Source organism: Trichococcus alkaliphilus, assembly GCF_003008695.1.
GTDB classification, from domain to species: domain Bacteria; phylum Bacillota; class Bacilli; order Lactobacillales; family Aerococcaceae; genus Trichococcus; species Trichococcus alkaliphilus.
In genome coordinates, this window is the sequence record NZ_PXZT01000002.1 from 82408 (window position 1) to 108490 (window position 26083).

Here is a 26083-nt window from a genome sequence, read left to right on the forward strand (position 1 = left end):
TATAAGATTTGAAAAGAACTGTCAACAAAAAAACTATCATCGGATTTTCATATGATTCCTTTTTCTGAGAAAAGTAGCGATCACTCGATCTTTTTCTCATTTTTCACTCCAATTTATGCTTCATCCACGATTTGTTGCACGCGCCCGACCTGGTCGCCTTCAACCAACATGACTTTGATGCCGTGCGGATGATTAGGGCTGTTCGTCAACAACCGTTTCACATGCCCTCTTGTCAATTTCCCGGTGCGTTGGTCTTTCTTCAAGACGATATCGACCAAAGCGCCGATTTTGATGTTTTTTCTGAGTTTTCCGTCCATAGTTTCCTCTTTCTTAAGCAAGTTCTTTGCTTAGTGTGATGATTTGATCGACTGCTTCGTCCAAATAATGGATCGTGTCCTGCAGCGCCTGGTCCGTTTTGATGTCCACACCGGCCAATGCTGCGGCTTCTGCGGATTCCAATTGGTCCCCTAGCGCCAGAAATTCCAACCATTTTCCGACAGCCGGTTCGCCTTCCGTTTTGACGCGCAGGAAAGCTTGCGTCGCGATCGTCAGGCCGGCCGAATAGGTGTAGGAATACAGCCCCATGTAGTAATGGATCTGGCGCATCCATGTCAGCTCCGCTCCGGGGTTGATTTCCACAGCTTCTCCCCAGAATCGTTCCAGCACGTTCCGTTTGATTTCGCTCAATTTTCCGGCATCGAAGCTCTTGCCCGCATCGATCAAGTCGTAGACTTCCCTTTGGTAGGCCGCCTCCAGCAGATGCGTGACGAAATTATGGAAATAGGTGTCAGAAAGCATCTTCGTCAAAGCGAAGCGCTGCATGCGCGCATCCGTGCTCTTGCGCGCCAATGACTCCGTCAACAGCAGTTCATTGAAGGTGGATGGGCCTTCGATCAGATACAACGATGGCTCCGAACCGAGGATGCTGTTGTTTTCGTTCGACAGGATCATCTGGCCAGCATGGCCCAATTCATGGATCAGCGTATAGACGTCCGAAAGTTGGTTCGCCCATGACATCAGAATGTAAGGGTGCGTACCATATGGACTGGTGCAGAATCCGCCTGTCGATTTGCCGATGTTCTGGGCGAAATCGATCCAACGCTCCGGATAAGCCTGCATGATCCGGTCCGAATAATCCTGGCCCAGGACCGCTATGGCATCCTGCACCATCATTTGCGACTCCTCGATCGATACTTGCGGAGAATACTCCGGATCGAGCGCAATCTTCAAGTCGGCATAAGTCATTTTGTCCAGTCCGCGTATTTCCTTCAGATGGGTGATGTATTTCTGCATTACCGGCGCCAGGTCGTTCATGATCGTATCGATTTGGCGGTCATACAGATCGCGCGTCACTTCCTGCCCGTAGAGCAGATAGTCGATCACGGAATCGAAACCGCGCATCGTCGCCAGCGTCTTTTCCTTCTGCAGCTGGGTATAGTAAGCAGTCGCGACCACGTTCTCGTAATCGCTGAGGACAGCAGAGAATTTGTCGAAAGCTGCCCGACGGATTGCCGTATCGTCATGATACATGTAGTAATCCTCATAGAGCACGAAGCTCAGCGGATATTCCTTTCCGTCGGCCGTGAAAGTGCCGAAGTCCATATCGCCAAGGCGGGCCTGCTCATAGATTGCGCTCGGCGCATCCAATGTCGGGGCCAATTGGGCCAACGCTTTTTCGACTTCAGGCGCCAACTGGATTTTTTTATTTTTCTTGATGTGGCGCATATAGGAAGCGAAACGCGCTTCTTCCGAAACGACCTGATCGAGGACAGCGGCATCGCAGCCGATCAGTTCCGATTCAAAAAAAGTCAGTTGGGCGCTGATGTCAGCCATCGCGTTCGCCGTTTGGCGGGACAGCTCGACGTTGTCCGGATCAGTCAGGTCGGTCGCTTCCGGCATCATCGCATAGTGATCCGCCAATGTTGCGGTTTCGATGAGCTTTTCGTATTCCTTGATAGCGGCAAGGATCGTTTTGGCGTCCGTTAGTTTGCCTTCGTACGTCGTTGCGAAGGTTGCTGTTGCAACTTTTAGACCGTTCAAAGCGGCCTCGAAGTCTGCTCGTGTTTTATAAAGGGCGGTCACATCCCAAGTCAATGCCTCAGGGACGTCCGCGCGGTTTTTCAGTTGTTCTTGTGTCATGATTTTTTGCTCCTTTTTTCGTGCTTTTTGACGAATGTCGAATGAATGCTTCCATTATAACAAAAAAATGCTGTCGGCGTCGGGTGTCGCGCTTGCCCTCAGCTTTCCTCCGGTGAGCGCCCTTCTCATCGGAGTTGGGGTTCCGGTGATTTGCTCTGCTCCTGTGAGCGAATGTTGGCCGGAGCTGGGCGCGAAACCGCAGGCTGTCCTCCGTCGAGCGAGGGTTCGTCAGAGGTGAAGCTTTTGCGCTCGCCTCAGCTCCGGCGAGGAGGGCCCCGCCGGAGTTGGGCTCGCCAAAAATCATCCGGAGCTGCATGAACCTTCAGCAACAACGCAAAAGCCCCCGCTAGCGAGGGCTTGATGCCTTCGCCCGCGAAGGCCGGTAATCCGTTCTCTCAGTAAGTTGCTTCGATGGCTTGGACCTGATCATAGAGGTACTGGTTCGTCGGTGCAGGCAGTCCATATTTTTTCGCTTTTTTCAGAATGGTTCCTGCAAACAACTCAACCTCTGAAGGCCGTTTCGCAATGCCATCCTGGCGCATCGACGGCATCCCCAGCGGCGTCAGTCCGTCGATGATCGCCAAATCATTTTCCAGGTCGGTTTCCGTCAGGTTGACGCCTTCCTTCTGGGCGATCGGCAAAACTTCGCGCATGGCGGCGATCATCAGATCGCGGGTTGGTCCTGCCTCGTGGATGTCGCGGAAAGTGCCTTCCTTCACCATCAGCACTTGGTTCACGCCGACATTTAGCATGAATTTCGCCCACATGCGGTGCAGGATATCCGCTTCAACCACGTGCGGCAAGGCCGTTTCTTCGAAGAAAGCCGCGACAGCATCCAAACGCGCCTGTTTTTCCGGGGCGTCGAGACCAATGCGCAGTTCGCCGATATGCACAGATTTCACATCATTGCCGATGCGCAAAGCATCCATTCCTTGGGCAACACAGTGGACGACCTTCTCATCGCCGAATGCCGCGCCGATTACTTCTTCGCTGGCAATACCGTTCAGGACCGAAATGATTGTAGTCTCCGGTCCGACTTGGTTGCGGGCGGTTTCGATTGCTTCATCCAGTTGGGTCCCCTTCACCGCCAGAATGACCAGGTCTGCAGGTTCCAGACTGGCATCCGTTTCGTCGACGTATTGGAAATCGCATGGTTCTCCGTTGAAGGAAATGCCTTGTTCCTGGTAGCGCGCCATCCGCTCTTTGTTGACGACGATGCGCACGCGATCCTTTCCGATGGCTTTCGTGAAATGGTTTCCGTATAGGATTCCTAAAGCGCCCAATCCAATGATGGCTACAGTTTCTATCTTCATTTTCTCACGCCTCTTTCCAAGTGATGAATGTTTGATGTTGCATCGGTCATTCTGCCTGTTTGTATTTGCGTAACTGTTCGATCAGATACGGCAAATCCGTCTCGAATTGGACGCCATAGTGCAGTTCGCGTCCACTTTTCAGAGTGCGCTCGATTACCATGCTGTTGTATCGAACGGCAGTTTCAGTGGCTGCGGTCAAAGGTAGATTCTGGAAAAGCAACCCCGCGATGACGCTCGTGAAGAGATCGCCCGCGCCGTCGTAATGGCCGGGAAAATGTTTCGCGAAGGTATAATGCGCTTCAGGCACGTCTTGGCTGACGCAGACAGCACCGATCGTTTCCGTTTCCAAAGAAACCCCCGTCAGCACGACGCTCTTCGGATTCAACACCCGTAAATCAGCCAATAATCCCGCAACCTCGGCTTCCTTATAAGGCTTCTTCAACATGGGGCGTTTGGTCAAAAAGCAGGCTTCCGTCACGTTCGGCGTGATCACCGTTGCTTCATTGCAGAGCGCCGCCATCTCATCCACATATTCCAGCGTGAAACCCGGATAAAGAACGCCTTGATCGCCCATCGCCGGATCGAGAACAATGTGGGCATCCTCGGCCGCAAATGTATGGATAATCTCCCGTACGATGTCGATTTGCTGGCGCGAACCCAGATAGCCGATCAGGATGCCGTCGAATTTGATACCTAATGATTGCCAATGCTGCAGGATTCCCCCCATTTCCTGGGTCAGATCCAAAAAGGTATAGCCTTCAAATTCTTTACCCGTATGGGTGGATAATAGCGCAGTCGGCAGGATGCTCACCCAATTGTCCAGGCAGCTCACTACAGGAACCGCCACGTTCATGGAAATACGGCAACTGGCGGAAATATCTTGGATAAGCAGTACTCTCGGTTGACTCAAATGCTTGCACCCCTTTACTTTAGAAACTCAATTATTCCCATTCTATCATCTTTTCATTGGATTTTCTCATTTTTCCATCATTTTGAAAATTCTTATGAAAACGATGAGAAAAAGAGTGCAAACTTTTGCATAAGGACTATAATTAAAAATAATGCTTGGAGGCGAATTGCATGAAAACTGAAAAAAGCAGTACTTACAGATTGGTTGTTTTGGCCTTATTTATGGCGCTGACTGTCGTCATGACCTTATTGTTCCGCATTCCGATTCCTTACGGTTACGTTAACTTGGGAGACATGGTGCTTCTGTTGGCCGGTCTATCCTTCGGAGGCAGCGCAGGCTTCTTCGTTGGCTCACTCGGCAGCATGTTGGCCGACCTGTTCGCCGGTTATGCCTTCTATGCGCCGATCACCTTTGTCGTGAAAGGCTTGGAAGGATTCTTTGCCGGCTGGTTGTTTCAGAAAATGGACCACAAGAAGCCGTGGCTTGCCACCGGGATCGCCGGTATCTGGATGGCGATCGGATACGCCATCGGGGACACGATCCTTTTCGGCTTCGGCGCTGCGATTGCTTCATTCCCGTTGAACATCGCGCAAGGTCTCGTAGGAGCTTTCTTGTCAACCCTCTTGTACCGTTGGTTGAACCCTTACATCACGAAGAAATTCAAATAACGACTGCGCGCACGCAACGATTACCCAAAACCAGAAAGAACGCCCATTCCGCGAATCGTGCGGAGTGGGCGTTCTTTCTGCATATATGCCGTTCAAAAAAGCAGCGCCGCCAATAGCGGGATCGTGAATACCGAGAGCAGTGTCGAAATGAAAACGTAGCGCGTTGAGAAGGCTGTGTTGCCTCCGTACTGCATGGACAGCGCCACAGCCATCGCCGGGCCGGGCATGGCCGAGATGATGACGAGGATCCCCAGCATGGTCGGGTTCGTCAGGATGCCCTTCAAAGCCCACCAGAGGAACAGCGGAATCACGATCATGCGGTAGAACGCAAACAGATAGATTTTCCATTCCTTGAAGGCGCCTAGGATATCGATGTCGGCCAATGACGCGCCAATGATGATCATCGCCAACGGAGAAGTGATATTTCCGATGCTGGTGGCAGTATCCATCACCAACGTCGGCAATTTGATGTCGAACAGGAAAACGAAAACTGCGAACAGCGAAGCGAGGTTGCCGGGATTCAACAGGATTGCTTTCCAGTTCGCCCGCGATTTTTTGGAACCTTTCGCAATCAGGAAGACACCCAAAGAATAGATCAACAGGTTATTGGGAATACCGTACAGCGATGCATAAAAAAGCGCTCCTGTTCCGAAAATGGCCTGCACGACCGGCAGCCCCATGAAGCCGTTGTTCGTGAAGATGGTCAGGAATTCGATGATTCCTTCCGTTTCTTTATCCGCGCGGAAGAGTTTTGGACTGAACTTGGCCAATCCGACAGTGAAAAGATACATCAGCGTCGCGGTCAACAGGACGAAGAGCGTGTCCGATTTCGTACCTACCTCACCTGCGCCCTCAACGGACGCGATAACAAGCGCCGGCACCGTGACATACGTGATCAATGCTGCAAAATTGGCATTCGCGTGCTTGTCGAAAACTTTCATGACCGTCGCGAGATAGCCCACAAACATGATCAACACCAGCATGATCATCCTACCAAATACAACCCTAACATCCAAAAACCGAACGCCTCCCCTGTCCCATCAATTTATATATCCAAATTCTAACACAGTTCTCCACTGAAATTGCGTTTTCGATTCAGTTTCACGATTCGACCTCTACGTCCCAGGCCATATCAATCGGTATCCTCCGCACAGAGTGTTAGAATGGGAACAACAATATAACGAATGCTACTGTCACATTTCAACCAGAAAGGTGGATCCCTATGCAGGAAAAATTGACGATCCTTCAGATCAACGACACCCACAGCTACTTGGAGTTGCACAACGAACTGTTCTATGAAAAGGAAAAATTGGCATTCCGCAAAGGTGGCGGCTATGCCCGCCTCCAAAGCCTGATCAAAGATTTCCGCAGCAAGAACCCGACACTCGTTTTCGATAACGGCGACACGATCCACGGCACCTATGAAGCGATCGCTACAAAAGGCTGGCACATGCTGCCGATCCTGAACGAAGTCGGTTTCGATGCCATGACGTTCCATTGGGACACCGGCTTCGGGCCGGCCAATCTGAAACAAATCGGCGAGCAACTGCACTACCCGATTCTCGCAATCAATGCCTATGAAAAAGAAAGCGGCAAGTTGGCGTTCGAGCCTTACAAAATCCTGTCGGTCGGCGGACTTTCGATCGGCGTGATCGGCATCGCCTGCAACATCATCGACAAAACGATGCCGCCACATTTCAGTGAAGGACTTTCCTTCACTTTGGGCCGCGAGGAGCTGCCCGGCTATGTGGCGGAACTGAAGGAAAAAGGGGTCAATCTGATCATCGTCCTGTCACATCTTGGTTTCCCGCAGGACCTGAAATTGATGAGCGAAGTCGGAGGCGTGGCGATCTGCCTGAGCGGCCATACCCATAACCGTCAGGAACACATCGTCACAGTAGGCGATACGGCAGTCATCCAGTCCGGTTCGCACGGCTCTTTCCTCGGGGCACTCGAACTGACCCTTGAGGACGGCGCGATCCAATCCATCGAACATCAACTCATTGCGGTCACGGAGGATATCCCGGAAGATGCCGAAATGAAAGCTTTGATCGATGAGGCTTTAGCCCCTTATCGCGAAAAATTGGGTCGCCAAGTCGGCGAAACCAAAAAAGTGCTGCACCGCGGTTGGAGCGTCGAAACGACGATGGACAACTTCCTCTTGGATGCTATCCTGTTCCACACGAAAACGGATCTGGCCTTCTCCAACGGCTGGCGCTATGGTGTTCCGATCCTGAAAGGCCCGGTGACGCTGAGGGAGTTGTATCAGATCATCCCGATGAATCCTCCGATTTCAACCGTTATCCTGACAGGATCGGAAATAGTCACTCTGTTGGAAGAGAACCTCGAAAGCACCTACGCGGCGGATCCATTTGATCAGATGGGCGGCTACCTGAAGCGGGCGATGGGCTTGCACGCTTACCTGAAACTGGAAAATCCGAAAGGGACCCGTGTCCAAAAACTTTTCATCGCGGGCGAAGAAGTCATTCTGGATAAAGAATACACCGTCAGCTATGTGACCAACCAGGGCGTTCCGAAGAAATTCGGAAAAGAACACAAGAATCTGGAAAAGCATGCAGTCGAAGCGATGATGGATTATCTGGCCGAGATGGGTCCCTACGAAAAGGAACTGCGCGGAACCTATCAGATAGTCTGATCCGACAACACAAAAAACAGCCCCGGTGGAGTCTGCAGTTTACATGCAGATTCCGCCGGGGCTGTTCACATTCAGGCTTCACATTTTTCTTACGTCATAATAATCCGGATCAACGCGTTCCATCAGTCCGGCTTCCTTCCCGGAAACGGTCAGGTAGAGCTCGTGCATCGCCCGGGTGCAGATTGTGTAGAGGATCTGCATTTCATTCTGGGCAGCTTTTGCCGGATAGTGGCAAATCGCAAAAACGACATCGAATTCCAGACCTTTAGCCAAACGGGCCGGCATAATCAATACCGGATGGTGGCTGTTGTCGGTATCATGCTGCACGAGTTTGAAGTCGATGCCGGCAACCGACAGTTCCTGGCTGATGCGTTCGGCATCTTCCGCGTTGCGGCTGATGAAAGCTACGCGCATGCCGGCAGCGACGCTCGCATCCACCTTCTGTTTGATGTAGTCCATATCGAGCCCGCCATCGTCAGTCAGCAACACTTCCGGTTTTTTGCCGGAGCGGATATAGGTCCCTTCCGGTTTTTTGCCTTCGATGAAGCTTTCCGAGAAACGGACGATTTCATTCGTCGATCGGTAGCTGGTCAGCAAACGGTATGAACGGAACGTGCTTTCGGAAAAGATGGTCCGGAGATCATCAAAGGAAAGGCGTCTGTTCAGGATATTCTGATTCAAGTCGCCGCTCAGGATGAAGCGTGCGCTCGGGTAGGCGTGCTGTAGCATCTGCAGTTGGAAAGGTGAAAAATCCTGCACCTCATCCAGGCAGATGTATTGGTATTTCATGTCGCTGGATGGTCCCTTCAGCAACAGACGCAGACTGTAGTAGGCATCCAGATCTTCCAGCAGCACACTCTTCTCTGCCATGTGTTCCGCAACCACTGCGATATGGGTGCGCCATTCATCCTCATCCAAGCCGAAAGCATCCAATGAAAGCAATTTAGGAACAGCCCTCAGGAAATGGATGTATTGGTTCTTATAGCGGATAAAGGCCAACGCTTCGATCCTCGCGACGATCGGTTCGAAAGCGTCCTCCAGGATATCCGCCGTCATGGCCTCTTCCATCGCTTTTTGGTTGTGGGTCTCTTTCTCGTAACGGTAAAGATCCAGATCGGACATGGCTATCATTTCTTTTTCGACCCATGGTTTGCCTTTTTGCGACTGTTGGATGCGTTCCACGCGCTGCAGCAAGTGTCTTTTGAGAATATCCAACTTGCTGGCCAATGAACCCTGGCTTTCGATGCTGTAGAAAGCCGACTCGATTTCCTTCTCTGAAAGGATTATATCATCGCGGAAACGGATATCCGAGAATTTCAGGTAACGTTTCTTCAGGAGCGTGCCGTATTTCTGCAACGCTTCATAAAAGGCCAAGCTGCCCTTCAGTACCGTGACCTTGGCTAAGCTGTCCTCTTGATCGGCGCGCAAAGAAAAACCGATCACCTTCCGCTCCATGAATTCGCTGAAGGTCGTGTTGCCCACGTTCAGTTCGCCCAATGCAGGCAACACTTGGGAAACGTATTCCTGGAATATTTTGTTCGGGGAAAACAGGACGACTTCTTCCGACTTCAACTGGTCCCGGAAAGCATACAGCAGATAGGCGATTTTCTGCATCAGGACAACCGTTTTTCCTGATCCGGCAACCCCTTCTATCAGCGTGACGGCAGCTTTTGTTTCCCTGACGATCTGGTTCTGTTCCTTCTGCAAGGTGGATACGACCGTGCCCATCTGATAGGATGAAGGTCCTTCCAACACTTCCAGCAAATACGGATCGCCCATGACATTGTCCGTGTCCATCATGCGGATAATTTCCGCATGTCTGATCAAAAATTGCCTCTTCAGGTCAACGCCGTATGTCATCGGTTGATCAGCTATCATCAGCTTCACTTTCTCGCCTTTGCTGCCTTCATAATAAAGCGATGCAATCGGCGAACGCCAGTCAACAATCAGGTTCTCGTCCTTCTCGAACAAGGATCCGATCCCGATATAGATCGTTTCATTGCCGAAATCATCGTGATAATCGATACGGCCGAAGTAAGGCTCATCCTGCATTTTTTCCAAGACAGCGACACGCTCGTTGCTGTTCTGCAATTCGTTGTTGCGGATCATCAGCTCCTGCTCGAAAGCCCGCAGTTCAGCCGATGATTCCCAGACGCTCTCTGAAGAACCTTGGCTGATTTTGATCTCTTTGGATTCCTTTAATTGCTGTCTTTGCTTTTCACTTTTTTCTTCTACTTGCTCGGCCAATCGCGTTTTTTCGTTGTTGATGACTTTAATGACGCGATGGACACGTTCCTGTTCTTTCGTTAGATCTTTATGCAACCAAATGACACCTCTCTCTTAAGAAAACTCTTGGACTATTCGGTCTACTTCACTAAATGCGACAATTAGTAGTATACCATCGTACAGGGATTCTGGCTATTCCTTGTACCTGGATTAAAACGTTCCAAATCAAAAAACTGCCGGAAGGAAAAGCCTGTTGCAGCTCTTCCTTCCGGCTTATTTTGTTGTTCGGATTGCGTTTTTCGGGTTCTCGCGCATTTGTGTCTATTCGTTGAGGATCTTTTCGATCGCAGTGTATCCTCCCAGGATATTGACAATCTTTTTGAATCCCCTCTCTTCCAATGCACCGATGGCGACGGCGGAACGGACGCCGGATTTGCAATGGACGTACAGAGGCTCATCACGTTTGAACGGCAACGGTTCCTCCAAGAGCTTGCCGAGGAGGACGCGCTTGGCATCTGACAAGTGCCCTTCATCCCATTCGCTCTTCGAACGCACATCCAATATCTGCAGATCCTTTGCTTGACGCAATGCGATGAACGCGGCTGCAGTGATCGTTTCGGTCATCTTTTCGTCCTTGATCTGGCCGGCATCCAGATAGCCTCTGACTTGGTCGAACCCGATGAGCTGCAGCTGACGGGCAGCCGTTTCAGCCTGCTCTTTGGTTCCAATGAACGTCACTTGCCCTTCGTAATCCAGGAACCACCCGGCGTAAGTCAAGAACTTTTTGTTCAGCGGAATATTGAGCGTCCTTTCGATGTGTCCGGCTTGATACATTTCTTTCGCGCGCAGATCGATCAGCCTATCGTTCGGACCGGCCTGCTGAAGCGGGAAAACCGGATAAGGCACGTAAGCGCCGCTGTCCAGTTTGTTGATCTTCTTCATCTGGGCAAAGTAGGTCGGCGGCTCAGGCTGATCATCCGTCAAAGCTTCGATGAAACTCGCTTCTTCGTCATGTTGGAAAGCCCAGTTGTTGTCTTTTTCGTATCCCAAAGTGGTCATCGGTACGGCGCCCAACGACTTCCCGCAGGCGCTGCCGGCACCGTGCCCGGGCCAAATCTGCAGATGATCCGGATAGTCAGCCATTCTCTGAAGAGAGCGGAACATTTCTTTCGCTCCGATTTCGGTGGCGCCTTGCATGTGCGCTGCTTCTTCCAGCAAGTCCGGCCGGCCGACGTCACCCACAAAGATAAAATCGCCGGTGAACAGTCCCATCGGAATGTCCGAACCGCCGCCGATGTCCGTGAGCAGAAATGACACACTCTCCGGCGTATGCCCAGGGGTGTGCAGCACCTCCAGTTTGATCTTCCCTACGGAGATGATGTCCCCGTCCTGCAGCAGCACGCTTCCTTGCGGCAGATCCTGGTAACGCCAGTCATCTCCGCCCATGTCCGAGACATACAGTTTGGCGCCTAAACACCTCCCCGTTTCCCGCAATCCGGATGCATAATCGGCATGGATATGCGTTTCCGTTGCCGCAGTGATGACCAGGCCTTCGTATTCGGCTGCCAAGATATAGTCATCCAACTTGCGCAAAGGATCGATTATGATGGCTTCTCCGGTTTTTTGGCAACCCAACAAATAGGAAAATTGCGCTACTTGCGGATCGAAAAATGATTTAAAAAACATGCATGAACTCCTCCTTTATCCTGTCGAAACTTCAGTATGATTCATCTGCTCAGGCTTGCGACAAAATTGATGGTCGTGGCGATGATGGCCGTCCCGAAAACGAAGGACAACAGCGCATGGCCCAGCGCGGCCTTCCGGAATTCCGGTGTCGTGAAGGTCGTGTCGGAGACTTGGTAAGTCATCCCGATCGTAAACGCCAGATAGGCAAAGTCCCAAAAATTTGGCTTTTCGGTACCCTCGAAGATGACGCCGCCGTTGACATCTCGGTAATAGAGTTCCGCATACCGCAACATATAAAGGGCATGCACTGTCGTCCAGGAGAGCACGATGCTGAACAGACCAAAGCCGATCGTCTCGAAACTGCGTTCATGAGTCGTCAACATCAAGGCGACCGCCCCGATGCTGATCAGACATGCCAACAGGACAAAAAAATCAATCGTCGAATATTGGATATCTTCCTCTTGCGCAATCCGCTCGGTTTCCGTCCCATCATGCGGATGAAAATCCTTCCATAGCAAATACAATAAAATGATTGCGGCACTGTCCCAACCGATCAAAGGGGCCAATTCCCAACGCAACCAGAATCCGCCAGCCAGCCCGATACCGGTGCCGATCGCTCCGGCAATCAGGAAGCGCGTCCTCTTCTTGCGCATATCCCTTCCGGCTTTCGTTTGATCGGCAAATAGATGGATTCTTTTTTTCATGGCTGTGCGCCCCCTGCTTTTTCGGCCTGATTGTTCTTTCAGATGGTGATTTCAATGACGTTTTTTTCCGGGTCGAGAAACATGCTTTCATAATAGCCATCCCCTGTAATGCGCGGCTGGCTTTTGCATGTGTACCCCGCTTTGATGAGTCTGTCAGTGAAATAGTCGACGTTCTGCTTGCTGCCGACGGATACGGCCAGATGCGCCCAGCCCAGCATATCAAGAGGATGGCGTTCGTTGACATCCATCCTCTTCATAAGCTCCAAACGGGCCCCTTCACGGAAAGTAATAAAATAAGATTGGAAGTCTTTTTCAGGGTTTCGGTATAATTTATTGGCCTTTCCATCAAAAAAACGAACATAAAAATCGCGCATCAGCTCCAAATCGTCCACCCACACTGCAACATGTTCAATCTTCATCGTTATTCACGTCCTCTCATCATCCTCGCCGGTGCGCTGGAGACAAACTCTGCGCGGATGGCCTGCAACAAAACATCTCGGAATCCCTTTCTGGACTTGCCTTAAAAGCGTTTCCTCAATTTGATTTTATCACATCGCAGGCGCATATGCGTTCCCTAAGCATCCGATTGATTCCGGGAACGGTATGGGTTCTTCATCTCCGGCCAGGCGGTCCTGGCCGGAGATCCTGTTCGGTTTTATTGCTGTCCTCCAGAGAGACTGACCCGGCCGGAGGTCAGCTCCGATTACGATTGCCCTTCTCCGATCGGGCTTGCCTTCATCGGAGGTCATTGTGGTTTTCGGCCGCCTGCCTGCTGCGGCCTTGCCTCCCTTGAACATATGTGTCATTTTTGCCATCTTTTTCAAAGTAATTTCTCAGCATCCACTCAGAATATGATTGACAGACTGATTTGTATTTGATAGTGTGGAAGTAACAAAATACGATTCGATGTGATGAAGAGGTCGCGGTTAACAATCAGTAAGGGATTCCCTGAAAGGTGTTGCTGCCGAAATACTCTGTATTGGGGCCAAGGTTGAATAAATCTGGCACTGTCGGACAAAGCCGCCCAGCTTTGTTCGGTGAGCTTCTCACGTTGGGGCAAATTGGTGGAATTCACTATATGGATGCAATGCTTCAACTTAAGCAGCCTGTTTTGAACGACTATGAGACCATTTGCTCATAGTCGTTTTTTGTCTATTCATAAATAAAAACAGAATTCAGGAGGAAGATAAGCATGGCTATTTTTGAAGGATCAGGCGTTGCGATTGTTACGCCGTTTAAAGATACGGAGAACCAAGAAATCAACTACGAGGTGTTGGAAGAACTGATCGAGTTCCATATCGCGAACGGCACCGATTCGATCATCATCGCGGGGACAACCGGTGAAGCTTCAACACTGACGGATGAAGAGCAACTTCATCTCATTCGTTTCACTGTCGAAAAAGTCAACGGCCGTATTCCCGTCATCGGCGGTGCCGGAAGCAATGACACGCGCCACGGAGTCGGATTGACGCGTGCTGTAGAAGCTACAGGTGTGGATGCGATCCTCAGCGTTACTCCTTATTACAACAAAACATCCCAAAAAGGCTTGATTGAGCATTACAAAGCCATCGCCAACAGCGTTAAAGTTCCGATTGTCCTTTACAATGTGCCGGGCCGCACCGGCCAGAACATTACCCCTGAATCTCTGGTGGAGCTTGCCAAAATCGATAACATTGTTTCGTTGAAGGACGCCACCGGCAACTTCAGCCAGGCTGTGGACAATTTGAGTCTTTTGGGCGATCGTCTGGACATCTACTCCGGAAATGATGACACCATCATCCCATTGATGAGTTTGGGCGCAAAAGGCGTCATCTCTGTCCTTGCCAATATCGCACCGAAAGCTACATCGGAAATGACGCATGCTTTCCTGGATGGCGACATCAAGAAAGCTGCCGCGATGCAAGCCGAGTACAAAGAACTGATCGACTGCCTGTTCGTGGAGCCGAATCCGATTCCTGTAAAAGCCGGAATGCAATTATTGGGCTTCAACGTCGGACCAATGCGTTTGCCGTTGACGGAGGCCGATCAAGTGGTCATTGACCGTTTGGCCGCAGCCATGAAAAAAGTTGGATTGATCTAGAAACAGTACCAAAAACCGCCATCGGAATTTATATTTCCGGTGGCGGTTTTATGTTTTTCAGAAAAGATGCAGCATATACTTGTTGAGCAATAAAATAATCAGTACAAGAAGCATAACGATGACAAAACCGATGGCTCGTTTCACATAAAACTCTCTCAACTTCATGGCTTTTCCTTCCTTGGCTTCTTAAGTGGGACATTTATTTATTTCACGATTCCGATTTTTTTGAAATGGGCTTTCGGAAAAGCGTTGATACCGATGCCGTTCGCATCCCCCAACTTGATCGTGCCTCCTGTGAACAGCGGACCGCCCTCATAGGCTTCGATTTTGTAGAACGACGGTCCAATGAGGTCGACCATCGTGATGCAGTTTTTGGCGGCTGCCAGATGGGCCGCTGCGCTGATCGAAATCTTGCTTTCCAGCATGCAGCCGATCATGCAGTCCACCCCGTTCGTTTCCGCCACGGCGCAGATCTTGAGGGCCTCGTGGATCCCCCCGGTCTTCATCAGTTTGATATTGATGAGGTCGGCTGATTGTGTCTGGATGATGTGGTGGGCATCCTTCACAGAGAAGGCACTTTCGTCAGCCGCAATCGGTGTTTGGACGTGTTGCGTCACAAATTTCAAGCCGGCCAGATCGTGCGCCTTCACCGGCTGTTCCACCAGCTCTGCCTGCATGCCCTTATCCTCCAGCAAGCTGATGATGCGGACAGCCTGCTGGGGGCTCCAGCCTTGATTGGCCTCGACCCGGATGCGGATGCCCGTTCCGACTGCCTTGCGGATGGCAAGCAAGTTCTCCACATCATTGAACCCATTCCTCCCGACACTCACATTAAGAATGCTGAAGCCGTCCTGGACAGCCTGCAGACTGTCGCGCACCATCTCATCGATGGGTTTGTCGCTGATGGTGTGGGCAGTCTCGATTTTCCGTTTCGCCCCGCCCAACACTTTATACAAAGGTTGGCCGAGCTTTTTGGCATATAGGTCGTATAGCGCCATATCAACGGCGGCTTTCGCCGATGTGTTGTTGACGATGCTGGCATGCATCCTTTTCATGATGGTATCGAGGTCGAAAATTTCCATTCCGATGATGCTCGGAGCAATGTATTGCATGATAGCCTCGCGGATGGAAGCCTTTGTTTCGCCGGTGATTAAGGCTGTCGGTGGCGTCTCACCATATCCGGCGGTCCCGTCATCGGTCACGATGCGGATCAGAATGTTATGCACGGCGTCAACCGTGCGCGATGCTGTTTGGAATGGCGTCCGCAGTGGGATGGCCACTTCCCCAATTTCAATTCTGTCGATTTTCATCATCAAAACCCCTCTCTTCACCGGCACGCTATCCATCCGGGCTAAGGCAGCGACTTTTTATGCTGTTTTGGTTCCACTACCCATTTGTATCTATTTTACCAAGAAAACGAGTTTGCACCAAACGGGAGAGCGTAGCCTGTCAGCTTCGGGATGCAGCACAAAAAAACGCACGAGCTGCCAGTAGATGATACTGGTCACTCGTGCGTTTTTTCGGATTACAGGGGGTCGGTCAGATTTTCGGGTTTGATTTTCGGGTTTGATTTTCGGGTCGCGTTCTCCGGCCAAGAGGAACTTCGCCGGAGGAGAGTGTCGGTTTCGGATGCCTCCTCCGGCCACAATCGCTTCGCAGGAGATCAAGTTTTGAGTTAGTCGTCTGCTCCGGCCGCAATACCCTCACCGGAGAAGAACTCGGATTCAACTGGATTCGAGATCATTTTTTCCGAGCAGCTTCGCTCGCGACAGCTGGCCCCACCCGCATTCATCAGCCTTGCTTTTTCTTTTGCTGCCTGCTGGTCAGCCGGACGACCAAGTTGCGCGGCGCCAGTTTCGACGAGAAGAGCGCGCCCTTCAGCAACATCGTCGGAACGATGATTTTCTTGCGCTTGTACATTTTGTCCAAGGCATACTTGACGCAGTATTCAGAAGTGATGCCCTTCAGGTTGAACTTCACATCCGCCACTTTGTTGAACTCCGTGTCGACCGGTCCCGGACATAACGAACCAACATAAACGTTGCTCTTCTTCTCCTCCAACTCCTCAGCTATCGCGGAAGTGAAGCTCGTGACGTAGGCCTTGGTCGCATAATAGGTCGCCATGTAAGGCCCCGCCGGCATCAGTCCGGCAACCGAAGCCACATTCAGGATGAAGCCTTCATTCCTTGCGATCATATCCGGCAGAAATTTTTTGGTCAGGATATGCACAGCCTTGATGTTGACGTCGATCATCTCCAGCTCCTTGTCGAGACTGGTCGTCGTGAACGCGCCGAAATCGCCGAAACCGGCACAGTTGATCAGGATGGAAATATTTTTGTCCTTCGTTTCTTCGTACAGACGGTAACATTCCTCTGTCTTCGCCAAATCCGCTGTGATGATTTGGCTTTTGGTTGACAATTGTTTGCTGATCTCCACAAGACGGTCCTCACGCCTCGCAACCAGAATCAGATCGTATCCTTGTTGGCTGAGCTTTTTGGCGAACTCTTTGCCTATGCCCGCACTGGCGCCTGTGATGAGCGCTATTTTATTTGTCATTTTTGTCCCTCGCGTTTCCTCAAAATGATTGCTACCTTTAGCGTATCGCATTTGCGCATCAAGGGCAATCATAAGGCGCCGCTTTTGCTATTCTGTTACTTCCACAGCATGAATAAAGAGCCGGCCGTTTTCTGCGGAATCGTTACACGTCATCAGTGTGAGAATATGATCTTCCTCTGTCACCTCGACTTCTAACGGAAAGACAGAAAGGTCCTTGAGCATGGTCAGAAATTCGGTGTACTCATTCCCCTCAAAATCAATATCCAGAAAAATAGTATCTGCTGGAGCCACATGGACGGAAAAAATCCTGTACCGTCTTTCCGCATAGGCATCACCGAATGTAAACTCCAAATTCTCCTGCAGGAAATCTTCGTTCAGGAATTTATCCAATTCCCCAAACATCTGGCCATTCTGGGTATAGTGGCCATAAATGATAGTATGCCTGTCTACTCCCATGCCGATATTCCGATAATCCATGAAGATGGCTCCGAAAATATCCGGTTCGCGATAGAAATTCTGATTGAGATACGTTTCATTGTCTTGCCCCCGGACGACCGGGTAATCAATAACGGTGCCATTAACAGAAAGCCAGCCTACATAATCCGGATTAATCTGATAATATTCCGTGGATGGATTAATAGTAAAAGTTAGTTCCTCCAAAGGAACAGCTACATCCGCTGCAGCGATGGTTTCCGAACGGAAGTCCGTGGAAGAAACCTTTTCGGGTACCACCACGTCCTTTCTTTGCTCTACTTCTTGAACCCCATAGTGGATAATCTGCAGAAAGAGTACCCTGGAGAGGATCAGCACCCATATGTTTTTTCGCACGACTTCTTCCCTCCCCTCTTTTACCCACGCAAATCCCCAAAATTGACAACGCTTACATTGTAATGCTATTATAAACCCTGTAGTAGAGATTACAAAATATTTCCCATTATTGAAAGGAGTAGGGTAAAATGAAAAAATTAACACGCCGCTTACTTTCACTCGCTACATTGCTGTTTCTCTCATTCAGTATCGCTCCTCTGGCTTCTGCTGCTACCGGTGAACCTTCCGACGACATTGTAGGCATTGCACTCGGGAATGAAGATTTTAGTATCCTTGTTTCGGCACTCCAAAAGGCAGAACTTGTGGATGATCTCCAAGGGGATGGTCCTTTTACAGTGTTCGCACCTACTAATGCCGCTTTTGAAAAATTGCTGGCCGAGTTGGACATTACCGCGGAAGAACTCCTTGCACAGCCGGACTTGGCGAAAGTCCTTACTTACCATGTCGTTTCTGGGAAAGTGTTGGCGGCTGATCTCACGGATGGAATGAAAGCAGACACCCTCAACGGAGAAAATCTTACTTTCGATCTTTCAGATGAACCTATGGTCAATAAATCCAACATTACAACTACCGACATTGAAGCAACCAATGGGGTCATCCATGTCATTGACACTGTCATGGTACCTTCCAACTTCAATTTGGAAGCAACAGACTTAGAGGCGGACCAAGTGGCTCAGACAGGCGTTGAAGGGAATAACCTTCTGCTTGTTTCCATCCTGGTTACAGGCACGCTGCTCCTTCTCGTTGTCTTCAAGAAAAAGGCAGCTTAAGGCTTTGCTTCTTACGCTTCCAAATAATTAAACAAATAAAAAGCTTTGAGAATTCAAATTTCTCAAAGCTTTTTTGTTTGGCCAGATACAACTTTATCTCGGAAATTTTAGCAACATCACTTTTTAAACATGCATCCTTTTCTCCAGCTCGCGCCAAATCTCTCCACCGTGATAGAGCAGGATGATGACCAAAGTGACGGCGCTCATCATGACGGACAGGCTTGAAGGCAATGACGTCGTGACCCAATCCAAAGTCAGGAACAGCGCCGGCAAAAGCCCCAGCAAGGCGGCTGTCAAAAGGTACAACACGTAGTCCCTGACGCCCAATTTGACGAGGCGCACCGCGATGTATAAGGATACGATCGCAAAACTGCAGATGATCGGCACAGCATAGGTGGTTGACCACCCGCTCCATCCTGAGAGATAATCCAAATAAATGCACAGGAGCGAAAGCGAAACGATCAGATAAACGATACCCTTTGCGATGTTCCTGCGTTTCCGGATCAGGATCAAAACGGAAAGCCACATGCTTATGATCCCGAACAAGGCGAGCTGAAGGTTCTCCATCCGTCCGATCCAGATCAATTCGATCAGCAGAAAAGCGATGATCAGCACAAAGGAAATCAAGGTCAAGTATTTCGTGACAATTTCCTTGTTGAACCGCAGCGGAATCTTCGGGTAGGGATCCGGCAGTACCGGATCGGTGCCCTCATCCAAGGTCGTTTGGCACAATGGGCATTGTTCCCATTCTCCCTTGATGGTCGCATTGCAATGTTGGCAGTGTCTCATGATATCTCACCTTCCAAATCTTCACTCGAAACCTTGTTCGCTGCGACGGTTACGGCTACGCCCGCGTCGGTCAAAATCCTGACAAACTGCTCCTCGATCGTTGATTCGACAAAGGGAGAGGTGAAACTGACCGTCAAGTGTTCCCCATGGCTGATGGCGCAAAATTGCGGGCGGACTGCCGAAGTATGGAAATACATTTTCTCGATGTAGCCGTCGATCGGATCAGGAAATGTGACCTTGCCCAAATTGGAGATGGCAATCGTCAAATTCCGGTTGCTGATGTAATTGACCAGCTTCAGAATGAAGTCTTTGATAGGCCGGAAGACTATCCGTGTGAATGGGCTGTATTCGAAGGCGATCAACGTCCTAAGCTTTTCCTCCAGACTTTCCGGCGTAATCTGTTGCTGGAACTGCTCTTTCAGCGTACGACCGATTGCGGCAATGTCGTCCGCTTCGCCATTTTCATCAGTAGTATAAATCAGGCGGGTCGTGCTGAAAAAATTCCTGGCAGAATTGGATGGGAAGAACTGCCGTAAGTTGACCGGAACAGAAACAGCCATAGCCGAGCCTGGTTGGAAACCTTGACTGGCCTTGCGCACGGCGAGCATGTACACGGCGGTCAGATACAATGTCAAAGAAGTTTGTTGTTCCCGAGCCAAGGCAAGCACGTCCTTGACCGGCATCTCGAGTTCGATGACATGCGGCCGGTTGTCCGGCGTCCTTTTGCCGCGGAACTGGTGCACGCGGCGTTTGCACTTCAGCTTGTTTTCCTCAGGCAAGGCGCTCTTTTGCGCATGGCTTTTTCCTGTCAATTGGCTGACTTTCGCGACGGAGCGGATGGCGGATTGCGCCGCATCCGTAAAGTTCTGTTTCTTGTCCTTGCGGAAGTAATGCGCAAAACTGTCCTCCAGTTGGTGGTTCAAGCGATCGTGTGCGGCGGCATCAAGGCCTTCAAAAGCCTCGGGATGTCGCAGCATGATGTAGGCCTTCAGCAGATCCTCGAAAAACCACAACGCACCGGTGCCATCCGACAAGGCGTGGAAGAGCTCCAAGTGAACCCGGTTTTGGTTATAAAAGACACGGAATAACAGTTCCCTCCGGTCAAAATGATAAATCTGTGCGCAAGGAGGCAACACATCAGCCGTAACTTTCGGCTTCAGGTCACTTTCTTCCAGATAATACCAGAAAAATCCGCGCCGCAGCACACTGTGGTACAGCACATAATTCTCATAGACTTCATCCAGTGCCCGTTGCAGCAATTGCGGATCCACCGCATCCGTCAATTCCGCACTCATGCGGAAGACCTTCGTATCGCTGCTCGTCATGGCAGCCAAAAATATATTGGAGGCATTGTCCAAACGTACCCACTTTTTTCGGTTCACTTCTGCTCCTCCTTTCCCATTATTCTATTGAATAGCCCTTTCGGCTTATACATTCAGAAACGCATTGATGACTTCGTAGGCTTCGACAACCGATTCAGCTGTCTTCGGATAGGTGATGAAGCCATGGACAATGCCGTTCACTCGATGAACTTGCACCTTGTTGCCGGCATTCCGCAATGCTTCCGCGTAGGCTTCGCCTTCATCCCGCAACGGATCGAATTCGGCCGTGATCACCAAGGTTTCCGGTTGATTCGACAGATCTTCCGCCATCAAGGGCGCAACGTAGCCATTCTTACGCAGCTCGGGATCGGGTTGGTACAACGCCATGTATTCTTCCATTTTTTTTGCAGTCAGTCCGTAATCATGACCATTCGTGCGGATCGATTCGAACGGAGATGCTTCCGAATGATCCCAGTTTGTTACTGGATACAGCAAAATCTGTTTCATCGGAGTCGCTTGGCCTCTGTCGCGGAGCAGCAAAGACACTGCTGCAGCCAAGTTGCCGCCCGCAGAATCGCCGATCAGAATCAGATCTTTTTCATCCGAAAGACCGCTCATTTCCAGATGCTTCAGCAATACTTCCGCCACCCGGTAACAATCATAGAGGCCGGCCGGATACGGATGCTCCGGCGCTAAACGATAATCGACGGAATAGACCGTCCTGCCGGTCAGATCCGCCATATTGATGCAGGCATTCGTGTACGTTTCGATGTCACCGATGACCCAACCGCCGCCATGGAAAAACAACAGCGGCTCTTTATACAGGCGCTCTTTCGGATAGAAGACGCGCACGGGAATGTCATGGGAACGGTCCTCCGAATAGATTTTGTGGTCCATGATGATATAGCCCTTTTTCGGCTTGGGAGCCAGTATATGCTGCACTTTGCGGACACGGGCGTAGTCTTCCTGCATATTGATTTTTGGTGACGACATCAACTTAAGCATCAATTTAAAAAATGGATTCATCCTATTGTCCTTCCTCTGACAGCACTGGCTGTTCTGGTATCTTTGCTTCATTATAGCACAGGACAGCACCAGTCCCATATAGCCGTGAACCTTTGCATGGCCTCCTTGCGTGATAGGTTTCGCCACTCTTCCGACTTGCAAATCCCACCACCAGTGTTATACTTGTTATATAACTACCGATAGGCATAAAGTTGTGGAAAACCATTCAGACGCGTAAAATGAAGATATGAGCTAATAGGCGTAAAAAAGAAAGAAGGCAAACTTTTATGATAGCAGAACTGCAGCCATACTTACCCATCCTGATCCCTTTGGTCGTGATCCAGATCATCCTTCTGATCACGGCTCTGCTCCACCTGAACAGGCATCCACAAGTAAAAAAAGGCAGCAAAAATCTTTGGATCTTCATCATCATATTCCTGAACATCGTCGGTCCGGTCCTGTATTTCCTGATTGGAAGGGGCGATGAGTGATGGATATCCTCACAATCGCCGGATTGGGGAAATCCTTTGGGAACCAAGGCGTACTCGATGGATTGTCCTTCTCCGTCCCTGAAGGCTCAATTTACGGTTTCATCGGCAAAAACGGCTCCGGAAAGACGACGACCATGAAGATCGTCTTGGGCTTGCTGCAGGCGGATGCCGGCGAAATTTCTGTATGCGGCGAAAAAGTGAGTTACGGCGATACTCGCACGAACCGCTTCATCGGCTATCTGCCGGATGTCCCCGAATTCTACGGTTTCATGACCGCAACGGAATATCTGCGGCTGTGCGGCGACATCACAGGCATGCCGACCGCGATCATCCAAACCAAGTCTGAAGAACTGCTGGATCTGGTCGGGCTGGTGGATGTGAAAAAACGCATCGGAACGTTTTCCCGCGGCATGAAGCAGCGCTTGGGTATCGCTCAGGCTTTGCTGAACGAACCGCGACTGCTTATCTGCGACGAACCGACTTCCGCCTTGGATCCGATCGGCCGCAGGGAAATCTTGGATATCCTGCTGAAAGTGAAGCAGCAGACAACGGTGCTCTTTTCGACGCATGTCCTGACCGATGTGGAAGCCATCTGCGATCGGGTGGGCATCCTAGACGGAGGAAAAATCGTCCTGACAGGATCGGTATCGGATCTGAAAAACACCTACTCCAAACATTCCTGTACTGTTACCTTCCGAACGCCGGCGGATGCCGCTGTATTCCAGACCGATCCTCGGATAAGCATCCTGAATATGATTTTGCATGAAAAAGATCCTACGGTCACCATCCAAGCCGCTGACCCGGAACAGGCCATGGCATTGATCATCCGGATCTTGGGCGAAACTGGGTTGGTTCCGCTACGTTTGGAAACGGCCGAACCTAAATTGGAAGATATCTTCCTGGAGGTGGTCCGATGAGAGCGTATCTTGCCTTCACAAAAAAGGAACTGACCGAATATACCCGCAATTTCAAGTTGTTCCTGGCGATCGCCTTGTTTGCGCTGTTGGGCATCATGAATCCGTTGACGGCCAAATTTTTGCCCGATCTGCTGGGGAACTTCATGCCGGAAGGGATCACGATCCTGATTGCGGAACCGACGAACCTCGATTCCTGGATCCAATTCTTCAAGAACGGCACCCAGACCGGCCTGTTCATCATCGTCATCCTCTTGAGCGGCATGATGGCGAAGGAATACGAAAAAGGCACACTCATCAACATGGTCACCAAAGGCCTGCCGCGCCGGACCATCCTTTTTTCAAAATTCACTGGCGCTCTGCTGCTCTGGACCATCTGCTATTGGCTCTGCTTTTTCATCACGTTGGGGTACACGCTTTATTACTTCCCTGAAGGCACGACCGAAAACTTGGCCCTGTCAGTCATCAGCCTTTATCTATTCGGCATCCTGTTGATTGCCGTCCTGCTGCTCGGAGCTGTCTTGTTCAAAAATGCCTACGGGCCGCTGCTGTTGACCGGTGCGTTCCTGATGGTGCTGTTTTTGTGGAATCTGTTCCCGGAAGCGGCCGAGTGGAATCCGCTGGTGCTGGCCTCGCGCAATATAGACATGCTGCAAGGGAAACTGCTGCTTGAGGAACTTCGGAATCCGCTGCTGACGACGGGACTGATGATCGGTTCAGCTCTTGTTGCAGCGGTGAAACTATTTAATAAGACTGCTTTGTGAACATAAAAACGCGCCATCAAGGCCTTTTTCGGCTGATGACGCGTTTTTTGAGGTTTTCGGTAATAAGGATTTGTAGTATTTTTCTTCTGCTCCGGTCAAGAGAGCCTTCGACGGAGGTCATGTCGGATTCAGACCCTCTGCTCCGGCGGCGAGCACTTGGCAGGAGCAGAGCAATTGTTTGGGCCGGTTACTCCGGCCACACCTGCTTCGCCGGAGAAGAGCAACCGTTCCGGACCGATAGCTCACTTAAATCGACTCAGCGCATCCTCCCCAACAGCAAATACAGGAAATATGGCGCCCCGATCAGGGACACGACGATACCGGTCGGAAAAGCGGTATCCATCACAGTGCGTCCAATCGCATCGGCGATCAACAGGATGATGCTGCCGATCAGCAGCGCAATCCAACTGTAGCGTTCATGCCGTTTGCCGACCAGTTTTTTGGCGATGTGCGGGGACATCAGACCGATGAAGCCGATGTTGCCCGTCAAAGAGATCGCCGCTGAAGCGATGGCGACCGCGCAGAGCAGCAAGATCAGTTTTTCATTCCGGAGTTTCAATCCCAATGCCGTAGCGGTCTCCTCCCCCAATGCGAGAATGTTCAGCGTCGGGGCTTTCAGGAAGAGGATTCCCATCGCCAACAGCCAACCGGGCAGAATCGTGAATACGAACGGCCAGGTCGATCCCCAGATGTTTCCCGACATCCAAGCCGTGATGAAACTGACATCGGTCCGGTCAGAGGAGGACATCAGCAGGACGATCAGCCCCGAAAAGGCGGAGGAGATGCCCGCTCCGATGACCACAAGTTGCATCGCGTGCTGCTTGTGGCTGCGGCTGTAGCTGAGCAGATAAACAGTAGAGGCGGCCACTAAGGCGCTGAGGAAAGCGACAAGCGGCAGGACTGCCGAGAATTCAAGCATACCTGCGCCTGCGAACAGATAAAAGATAGTCACGCCAAGCCCGGCACCGGAATTGATGCCCAGGAGGCCCGAATCGGCCAGGTCATTGTTGCTCAAGGTCTGCAGGATGATGCCGGCTCCTGCCAGGCAGGCACCGGCCATCGCCAATACCAAAGCCCGCGGCAAGCGGATCTGGTAAAAGACGTAGTTTTCTTTAAAAGCCCCGTTCCCTGACAGCACCTGCAGCACGCGGTCCAACGGAAGCGAAGAATAACCCATGGACAAGGCAGCGATGAAAGCCGCCACGAACAAAAGGACGCAGAGTCCCAATTTTTTCCGATAAGTCGGATTCCATTCATTGAACAACTTTGATGCCCCCTTTTCTGGCGATCGTCACGTAGAAAGGCACGCCAATCACGGAAACGATCGCCACTACAGGGATTTCGAAAGGACTGACAACCGTGCGGCCGATGTAATCAGCCAGGATCATGAAAGTCCCCCCGACCGTAATGCACAACGGAATGATTTTGCGGTAATCCTGCCCGACCATCTTGCGCACGACATGCGGGATCATCAGGCCGATCAGGGCCAGATTGCCGGCGATGGCGACCGCGCTGCCCGCAAGCAAGGTGATCAACAGAATCAGGATGGTTCGGATCAGATTGGTCCGTTGCCCCATGCTGATCGCGGTTTCCTCGCCCAAACTCAGCACCGTCAACTGCCCGCTGAACACTAGACTCAAAACCAAAGCCAGTCCGATGACCGGGGTGATGCTCAAAATATTCCAATCGACACCCATCAGGCCACCGGATGTCCACATCGAAACGTCCTTGGAGATGCGGAACCAAATCGCGATCCCGTCCGCGATGGCCTGGAAAAAGAACGAGACAGCCGCCCCGATCAGGATCAGGTTTAAGGGCGACTGTCCGCTCCTGGTCGCAGTGCTGAGGCCGTAAACGAACAGCATCGCCAAACCCGCCCCCACGAAACAGGCGATGGAAACGAGCAGGTAAGAACTCTGCGGAGCCAAGGCATAGACCAAGGCCACCGCGATGTTCGCTCCGGAAGTCAGCCCCAAAAGCCCGGGGTCGGCCAGCGGATTCCGCGTCAGCGCCTGCATGATCGCTCCGGCGACAGCCAAGGAACTGCCCACGAAGAAGGCACCCAGTATGCGCGGGAAGCGGATGCCCCTCAGCACTAGATAATAATCTCCGCCGCCTTCCCCGATGAGCGCCTCGATCAGATCCGACCAATCCGTATCCGCCGCTCCTGTGTAAAGCGCCAGGACCGCCGCCGCGTTCAACAACAAGACCGTGACCATCAGATAGATTCCGAAGGCGTTTCGTTTCCGTTTAATCACTGCA

The 26083-nt window shown here is 51.0% G+C and carries 24 protein-coding genes and 1 riboswitch; of the genes, 7 read left to right on the top strand and 17 right to left on the bottom strand.

Translation table 11 applies throughout. The annotated features are described in order from the left end of the window. Positions 1–113: 113 nt before the first annotated feature. The 4 genes from C7R73_RS01945 to C7R73_RS01960 form a co-directional block, all read right to left on the bottom strand. Positions 114–317 carry a YwbE family protein gene (locus C7R73_RS01945; RefSeq protein WP_086626980.1) on the bottom strand — a complete coding sequence of 68 codons (204 nt, stop codon included), beginning with the start codon at positions 315–317 and terminating at the stop codon, positions 114–116. 13 nt (positions 318–330) lie between these two features. Beyond that, positions 331–2139, bottom strand: a complete 1809-nt coding sequence (gene pepF / locus C7R73_RS01950) for an oligoendopeptidase F (RefSeq protein ID WP_106448892.1) — start codon at positions 2137–2139, stop codon at positions 331–333. A gap of 395 nt (positions 2140–2534) precedes the next feature. Next, positions 2535–3452, bottom strand: coding sequence for a ketopantoate reductase family protein (locus C7R73_RS01955; protein WP_106448893.1), 918 nt, complete (start codon positions 3450–3452; stop codon positions 2535–2537). Positions 3453–3498: 46 nt separating this feature from the next. After that, positions 3499–4362: a pyridoxamine kinase gene (locus tag C7R73_RS01960; protein ID WP_106448894.1), complete on the bottom strand. Its 864-nt coding sequence runs from the start codon at positions 4360–4362 to the stop codon at positions 3499–3501. Between the two features lie 170 nt (positions 4363–4532). Here C7R73_RS01960 and C7R73_RS01965 point away from each other — a divergent pair, with 170 nt between their 5' ends. After that, positions 4533–5030, top strand: a complete 498-nt coding sequence (locus C7R73_RS01965; protein ID WP_106448895.1) for an ECF transporter S component — start codon at positions 4533–4535, stop codon at positions 5028–5030. A gap of 92 nt (positions 5031–5122) precedes the next feature. Here C7R73_RS01965 and C7R73_RS01970 read toward each other — a convergent pair whose 3' ends face one another. Continuing rightward, entirely contained in the window at positions 5123–6046 is a 924-nt protein-coding gene (locus C7R73_RS01970; protein WP_161525845.1) for an AEC family transporter, read from the bottom strand. A 206-nt stretch (positions 6047–6252) separates the two neighbouring features. Between C7R73_RS01970 and C7R73_RS01975 the strand changes: the two genes are divergently transcribed. Further along, the gene (locus C7R73_RS01975; protein WP_106448897.1) at positions 6253–7686 is read left to right on the top strand and encodes a bifunctional metallophosphatase/5'-nucleotidase; all 1434 of its coding nucleotides are present in this window, start codon (positions 6253–6255) and stop codon (positions 7684–7686) included. A 78-nt stretch (positions 7687–7764) separates the two neighbouring features. Here C7R73_RS01975 and helD read toward each other — a convergent pair whose 3' ends face one another. The 4 genes from helD to C7R73_RS01995 all read right to left on the bottom strand — a co-directional run bounded on the left by helD (position 7765) and on the right by C7R73_RS01995 (position 12721). Continuing rightward, positions 7765–10008 (bottom strand): RNA polymerase recycling motor HelD, encoded by a 2244-nt coding sequence (gene helD, locus C7R73_RS01980; RefSeq protein WP_106448898.1) that lies wholly within the window; start codon positions 10006–10008, stop codon positions 7765–7767. 225 nt (positions 10009–10233) lie between these two features. Continuing rightward, positions 10234–11598 carry an MBL fold metallo-hydrolase gene (locus tag C7R73_RS01985; RefSeq protein WP_106448899.1) on the bottom strand — a complete coding sequence of 455 codons (1365 nt, stop codon included), beginning with the start codon at positions 11596–11598 and terminating at the stop codon, positions 10234–10236. Between the two features lie 41 nt (positions 11599–11639). Beyond that, positions 11640–12302 (bottom strand): DUF1345 domain-containing protein, encoded by a 663-nt coding sequence (locus C7R73_RS01990; RefSeq protein WP_239992552.1) that lies wholly within the window; start codon positions 12300–12302, stop codon positions 11640–11642. Between the two features lie 38 nt (positions 12303–12340). Continuing rightward, on the bottom strand, positions 12341–12721 hold the full coding sequence (locus tag C7R73_RS01995; RefSeq protein ID WP_106448900.1) for a VOC family protein: 381 nt from the start codon (positions 12719–12721) through the stop codon (positions 12341–12343). A gap of 487 nt (positions 12722–13208) precedes the next feature. Continuing rightward, positions 13209–13355, top strand: a riboswitch (Lysine riboswitch). A 139-nt stretch (positions 13356–13494) separates the two neighbouring features. Here C7R73_RS01995 and dapA point away from each other — a divergent pair. Beyond that, positions 13495–14382, top strand: coding sequence for a 4-hydroxy-tetrahydrodipicolinate synthase (dapA, locus tag C7R73_RS02005; protein WP_106448902.1), 888 nt, complete (start codon positions 13495–13497; stop codon positions 14380–14382). Positions 14383–14585: 203 nt separating this feature from the next. On the opposite strand, the gene C7R73_RS02010 is transcribed toward dapA, so the two are convergent. The 3 genes from C7R73_RS02010 to srtB form a co-directional block, all read right to left on the bottom strand. Beyond that, positions 14586–15695: a mandelate racemase/muconate lactonizing enzyme family protein gene (locus C7R73_RS02010; RefSeq protein WP_205076445.1), complete on the bottom strand. Its 1110-nt coding sequence runs from the start codon at positions 15693–15695 to the stop codon at positions 14586–14588. Positions 15696–16173: 478 nt separating this feature from the next. Next, positions 16174–16938, bottom strand: a complete 765-nt coding sequence (locus C7R73_RS02015; RefSeq protein WP_106449083.1) for an SDR family NAD(P)-dependent oxidoreductase — start codon at positions 16936–16938, stop codon at positions 16174–16176. A gap of 87 nt (positions 16939–17025) precedes the next feature. Next, positions 17026–17766, bottom strand: a complete 741-nt coding sequence (gene srtB / locus C7R73_RS02020) for a class B sortase (protein WP_161525846.1) — start codon at positions 17764–17766, stop codon at positions 17026–17028. Between the two features lie 128 nt (positions 17767–17894). Here srtB and C7R73_RS02025 point away from each other — a divergent pair, with 128 nt between their 5' ends. After that, positions 17895–18536, top strand: coding sequence for a fasciclin domain-containing protein (locus tag C7R73_RS02025; protein ID WP_192875231.1), 642 nt, complete (start codon positions 17895–17897; stop codon positions 18534–18536). 123 nt (positions 18537–18659) lie between these two features. Here C7R73_RS02025 and C7R73_RS02030 read toward each other — a convergent pair whose 3' ends face one another. The 3 genes from C7R73_RS02030 to C7R73_RS02040 are packed head-to-tail and all read right to left on the bottom strand — an operon-like array spanning position 18660 to position 21673. Next, positions 18660–19325, bottom strand: coding sequence for a DUF6320 domain-containing protein (locus C7R73_RS02030; protein WP_106448904.1), 666 nt, complete (start codon positions 19323–19325; stop codon positions 18660–18662). Continuing rightward, positions 19322–20707, bottom strand: a complete 1386-nt coding sequence (locus C7R73_RS02035) for an alcohol acetyltransferase (protein ID WP_239992553.1) — start codon at positions 20705–20707, stop codon at positions 19322–19324. Before C7R73_RS02035 ends, C7R73_RS02030 begins: the two co-directional genes overlap by 4 nt. Positions 20708–20752: 45 nt before the next feature. Then, complete coding sequence (locus C7R73_RS02040; RefSeq protein ID WP_106448905.1) at positions 20753–21673, bottom strand: alpha/beta hydrolase; 921 nt, start codon at positions 21671–21673, stop codon at positions 20753–20755. 266 nt (positions 21674–21939) lie between these two features. Between C7R73_RS02040 and C7R73_RS02045 the strand changes: the two genes are divergently transcribed. From C7R73_RS02045 to C7R73_RS02055, 3 genes are read left to right on the top strand one after another with little or no spacing between them, the layout of a single operon-like run. Further along, positions 21940–22143, top strand: coding sequence for a PLDc N-terminal domain-containing protein (locus C7R73_RS02045; RefSeq protein ID WP_106448906.1), 204 nt, complete (start codon positions 21940–21942; stop codon positions 22141–22143). Then, the gene (locus tag C7R73_RS02050; RefSeq protein WP_106448907.1) at positions 22143–23060 is read left to right on the top strand and encodes an ABC transporter ATP-binding protein; all 918 of its coding nucleotides are present in this window, start codon (positions 22143–22145) and stop codon (positions 23058–23060) included. The genes C7R73_RS02045 and C7R73_RS02050 overlap by 1 nt, the downstream gene beginning before the upstream one ends. Further along, a complete protein-coding gene (locus C7R73_RS02055) occupies positions 23057–23821 on the top strand; it encodes an ABC transporter permease (protein ID WP_106448908.1) in 765 nt (254 codons plus the stop codon). Before C7R73_RS02050 ends, C7R73_RS02055 begins: the two co-directional genes overlap by 4 nt. Positions 23822–24077: 256 nt before the next feature. On the opposite strand, the gene C7R73_RS02060 is transcribed toward C7R73_RS02055, so the two are convergent. Together C7R73_RS02060 and C7R73_RS02065 are read right to left on the bottom strand one after the other, a co-directional pair. Then, on the bottom strand, positions 24078–25085 hold the full coding sequence (locus C7R73_RS02060; RefSeq protein ID WP_205076446.1) for a FecCD family ABC transporter permease: 1008 nt from the start codon (positions 25083–25085) through the stop codon (positions 24078–24080). Further along, the gene (locus tag C7R73_RS02065) at positions 25075–26079 is read right to left on the bottom strand and encodes a FecCD family ABC transporter permease (protein WP_106448909.1); all 1005 of its coding nucleotides are present in this window, start codon (positions 26077–26079) and stop codon (positions 25075–25077) included. Before C7R73_RS02065 ends, C7R73_RS02060 begins: the two co-directional genes overlap by 11 nt. Positions 26080–26083 lie beyond the last annotated feature (4 nt).

Coding starts and splice junctions, on each gene's coding strand:
- C7R73_RS01945 (WP_086626980.1), bottom strand. CDS start 317: ATGGACGGAAAACTCAGAAAAAACATCAAAATCGGCGCTTTGGTCGAT.
- pepF (WP_106448892.1), bottom strand. CDS start 2,139: ATGACACAAGAACAACTGAAAAACCGCGCGGACGTCCCTGAGGCATTG.
- C7R73_RS01955 (WP_106448893.1), bottom strand. CDS start 3,452: ATGAAGATAGAAACTGTAGCCATCATTGGATTGGGCGCTTTAGGAATC.
- C7R73_RS01965 (WP_106448895.1), top strand. CDS start 4,533: ATGAAAACTGAAAAAAGCAGTACTTACAGATTGGTTGTTTTGGCCTTA.
- C7R73_RS01975 (WP_106448897.1), top strand. CDS start 6,253: ATGCAGGAAAAATTGACGATCCTTCAGATCAACGACACCCACAGCTAC.
- C7R73_RS01985 (WP_106448899.1), bottom strand. CDS start 11,598: ATGTTTTTTAAATCATTTTTCGATCCGCAAGTAGCGCAATTTTCCTAT.
- C7R73_RS01990 (WP_239992552.1), bottom strand. CDS start 12,302: ATGAAAAAAAGAATCCATCTATTTGCCGATCAAACGAAAGCCGGAAGG.
- C7R73_RS01995 (WP_106448900.1), bottom strand. CDS start 12,721: ATGAAGATTGAACATGTTGCAGTGTGGGTGGACGATTTGGAGCTGATG.
- dapA (WP_106448902.1), top strand. CDS start 13,495: ATGGCTATTTTTGAAGGATCAGGCGTTGCGATTGTTACGCCGTTTAAA.
- C7R73_RS02010 (WP_205076445.1), bottom strand. CDS start 15,695: ATGATGAAAATCGACAGAATTGAAATTGGGGAAGTGGCCATCCCACTG.
- C7R73_RS02015 (WP_106449083.1), bottom strand. CDS start 16,938: ATGACAAATAAAATAGCGCTCATCACAGGCGCCAGTGCGGGCATAGGC.
- C7R73_RS02025 (WP_192875231.1), top strand. CDS start 17,895: ATGAAAAAATTAACACGCCGCTTACTTTCACTCGCTACATTGCTGTTT.
- C7R73_RS02030 (WP_106448904.1), bottom strand. CDS start 19,325: ATGAGACACTGCCAACATTGCAATGCGACCATCAAGGGAGAATGGGAA.
- C7R73_RS02040 (WP_106448905.1), bottom strand. CDS start 21,673: ATGAATCCATTTTTTAAATTGATGCTTAAGTTGATGTCGTCACCAAAA.
- C7R73_RS02045 (WP_106448906.1), top strand. CDS start 21,940: ATGATAGCAGAACTGCAGCCATACTTACCCATCCTGATCCCTTTGGTC.
- C7R73_RS02050 (WP_106448907.1), top strand. CDS start 22,143: ATGGATATCCTCACAATCGCCGGATTGGGGAAATCCTTTGGGAACCAA.
- C7R73_RS02055 (WP_106448908.1), top strand. CDS start 23,057: ATGAGAGCGTATCTTGCCTTCACAAAAAAGGAACTGACCGAATATACC.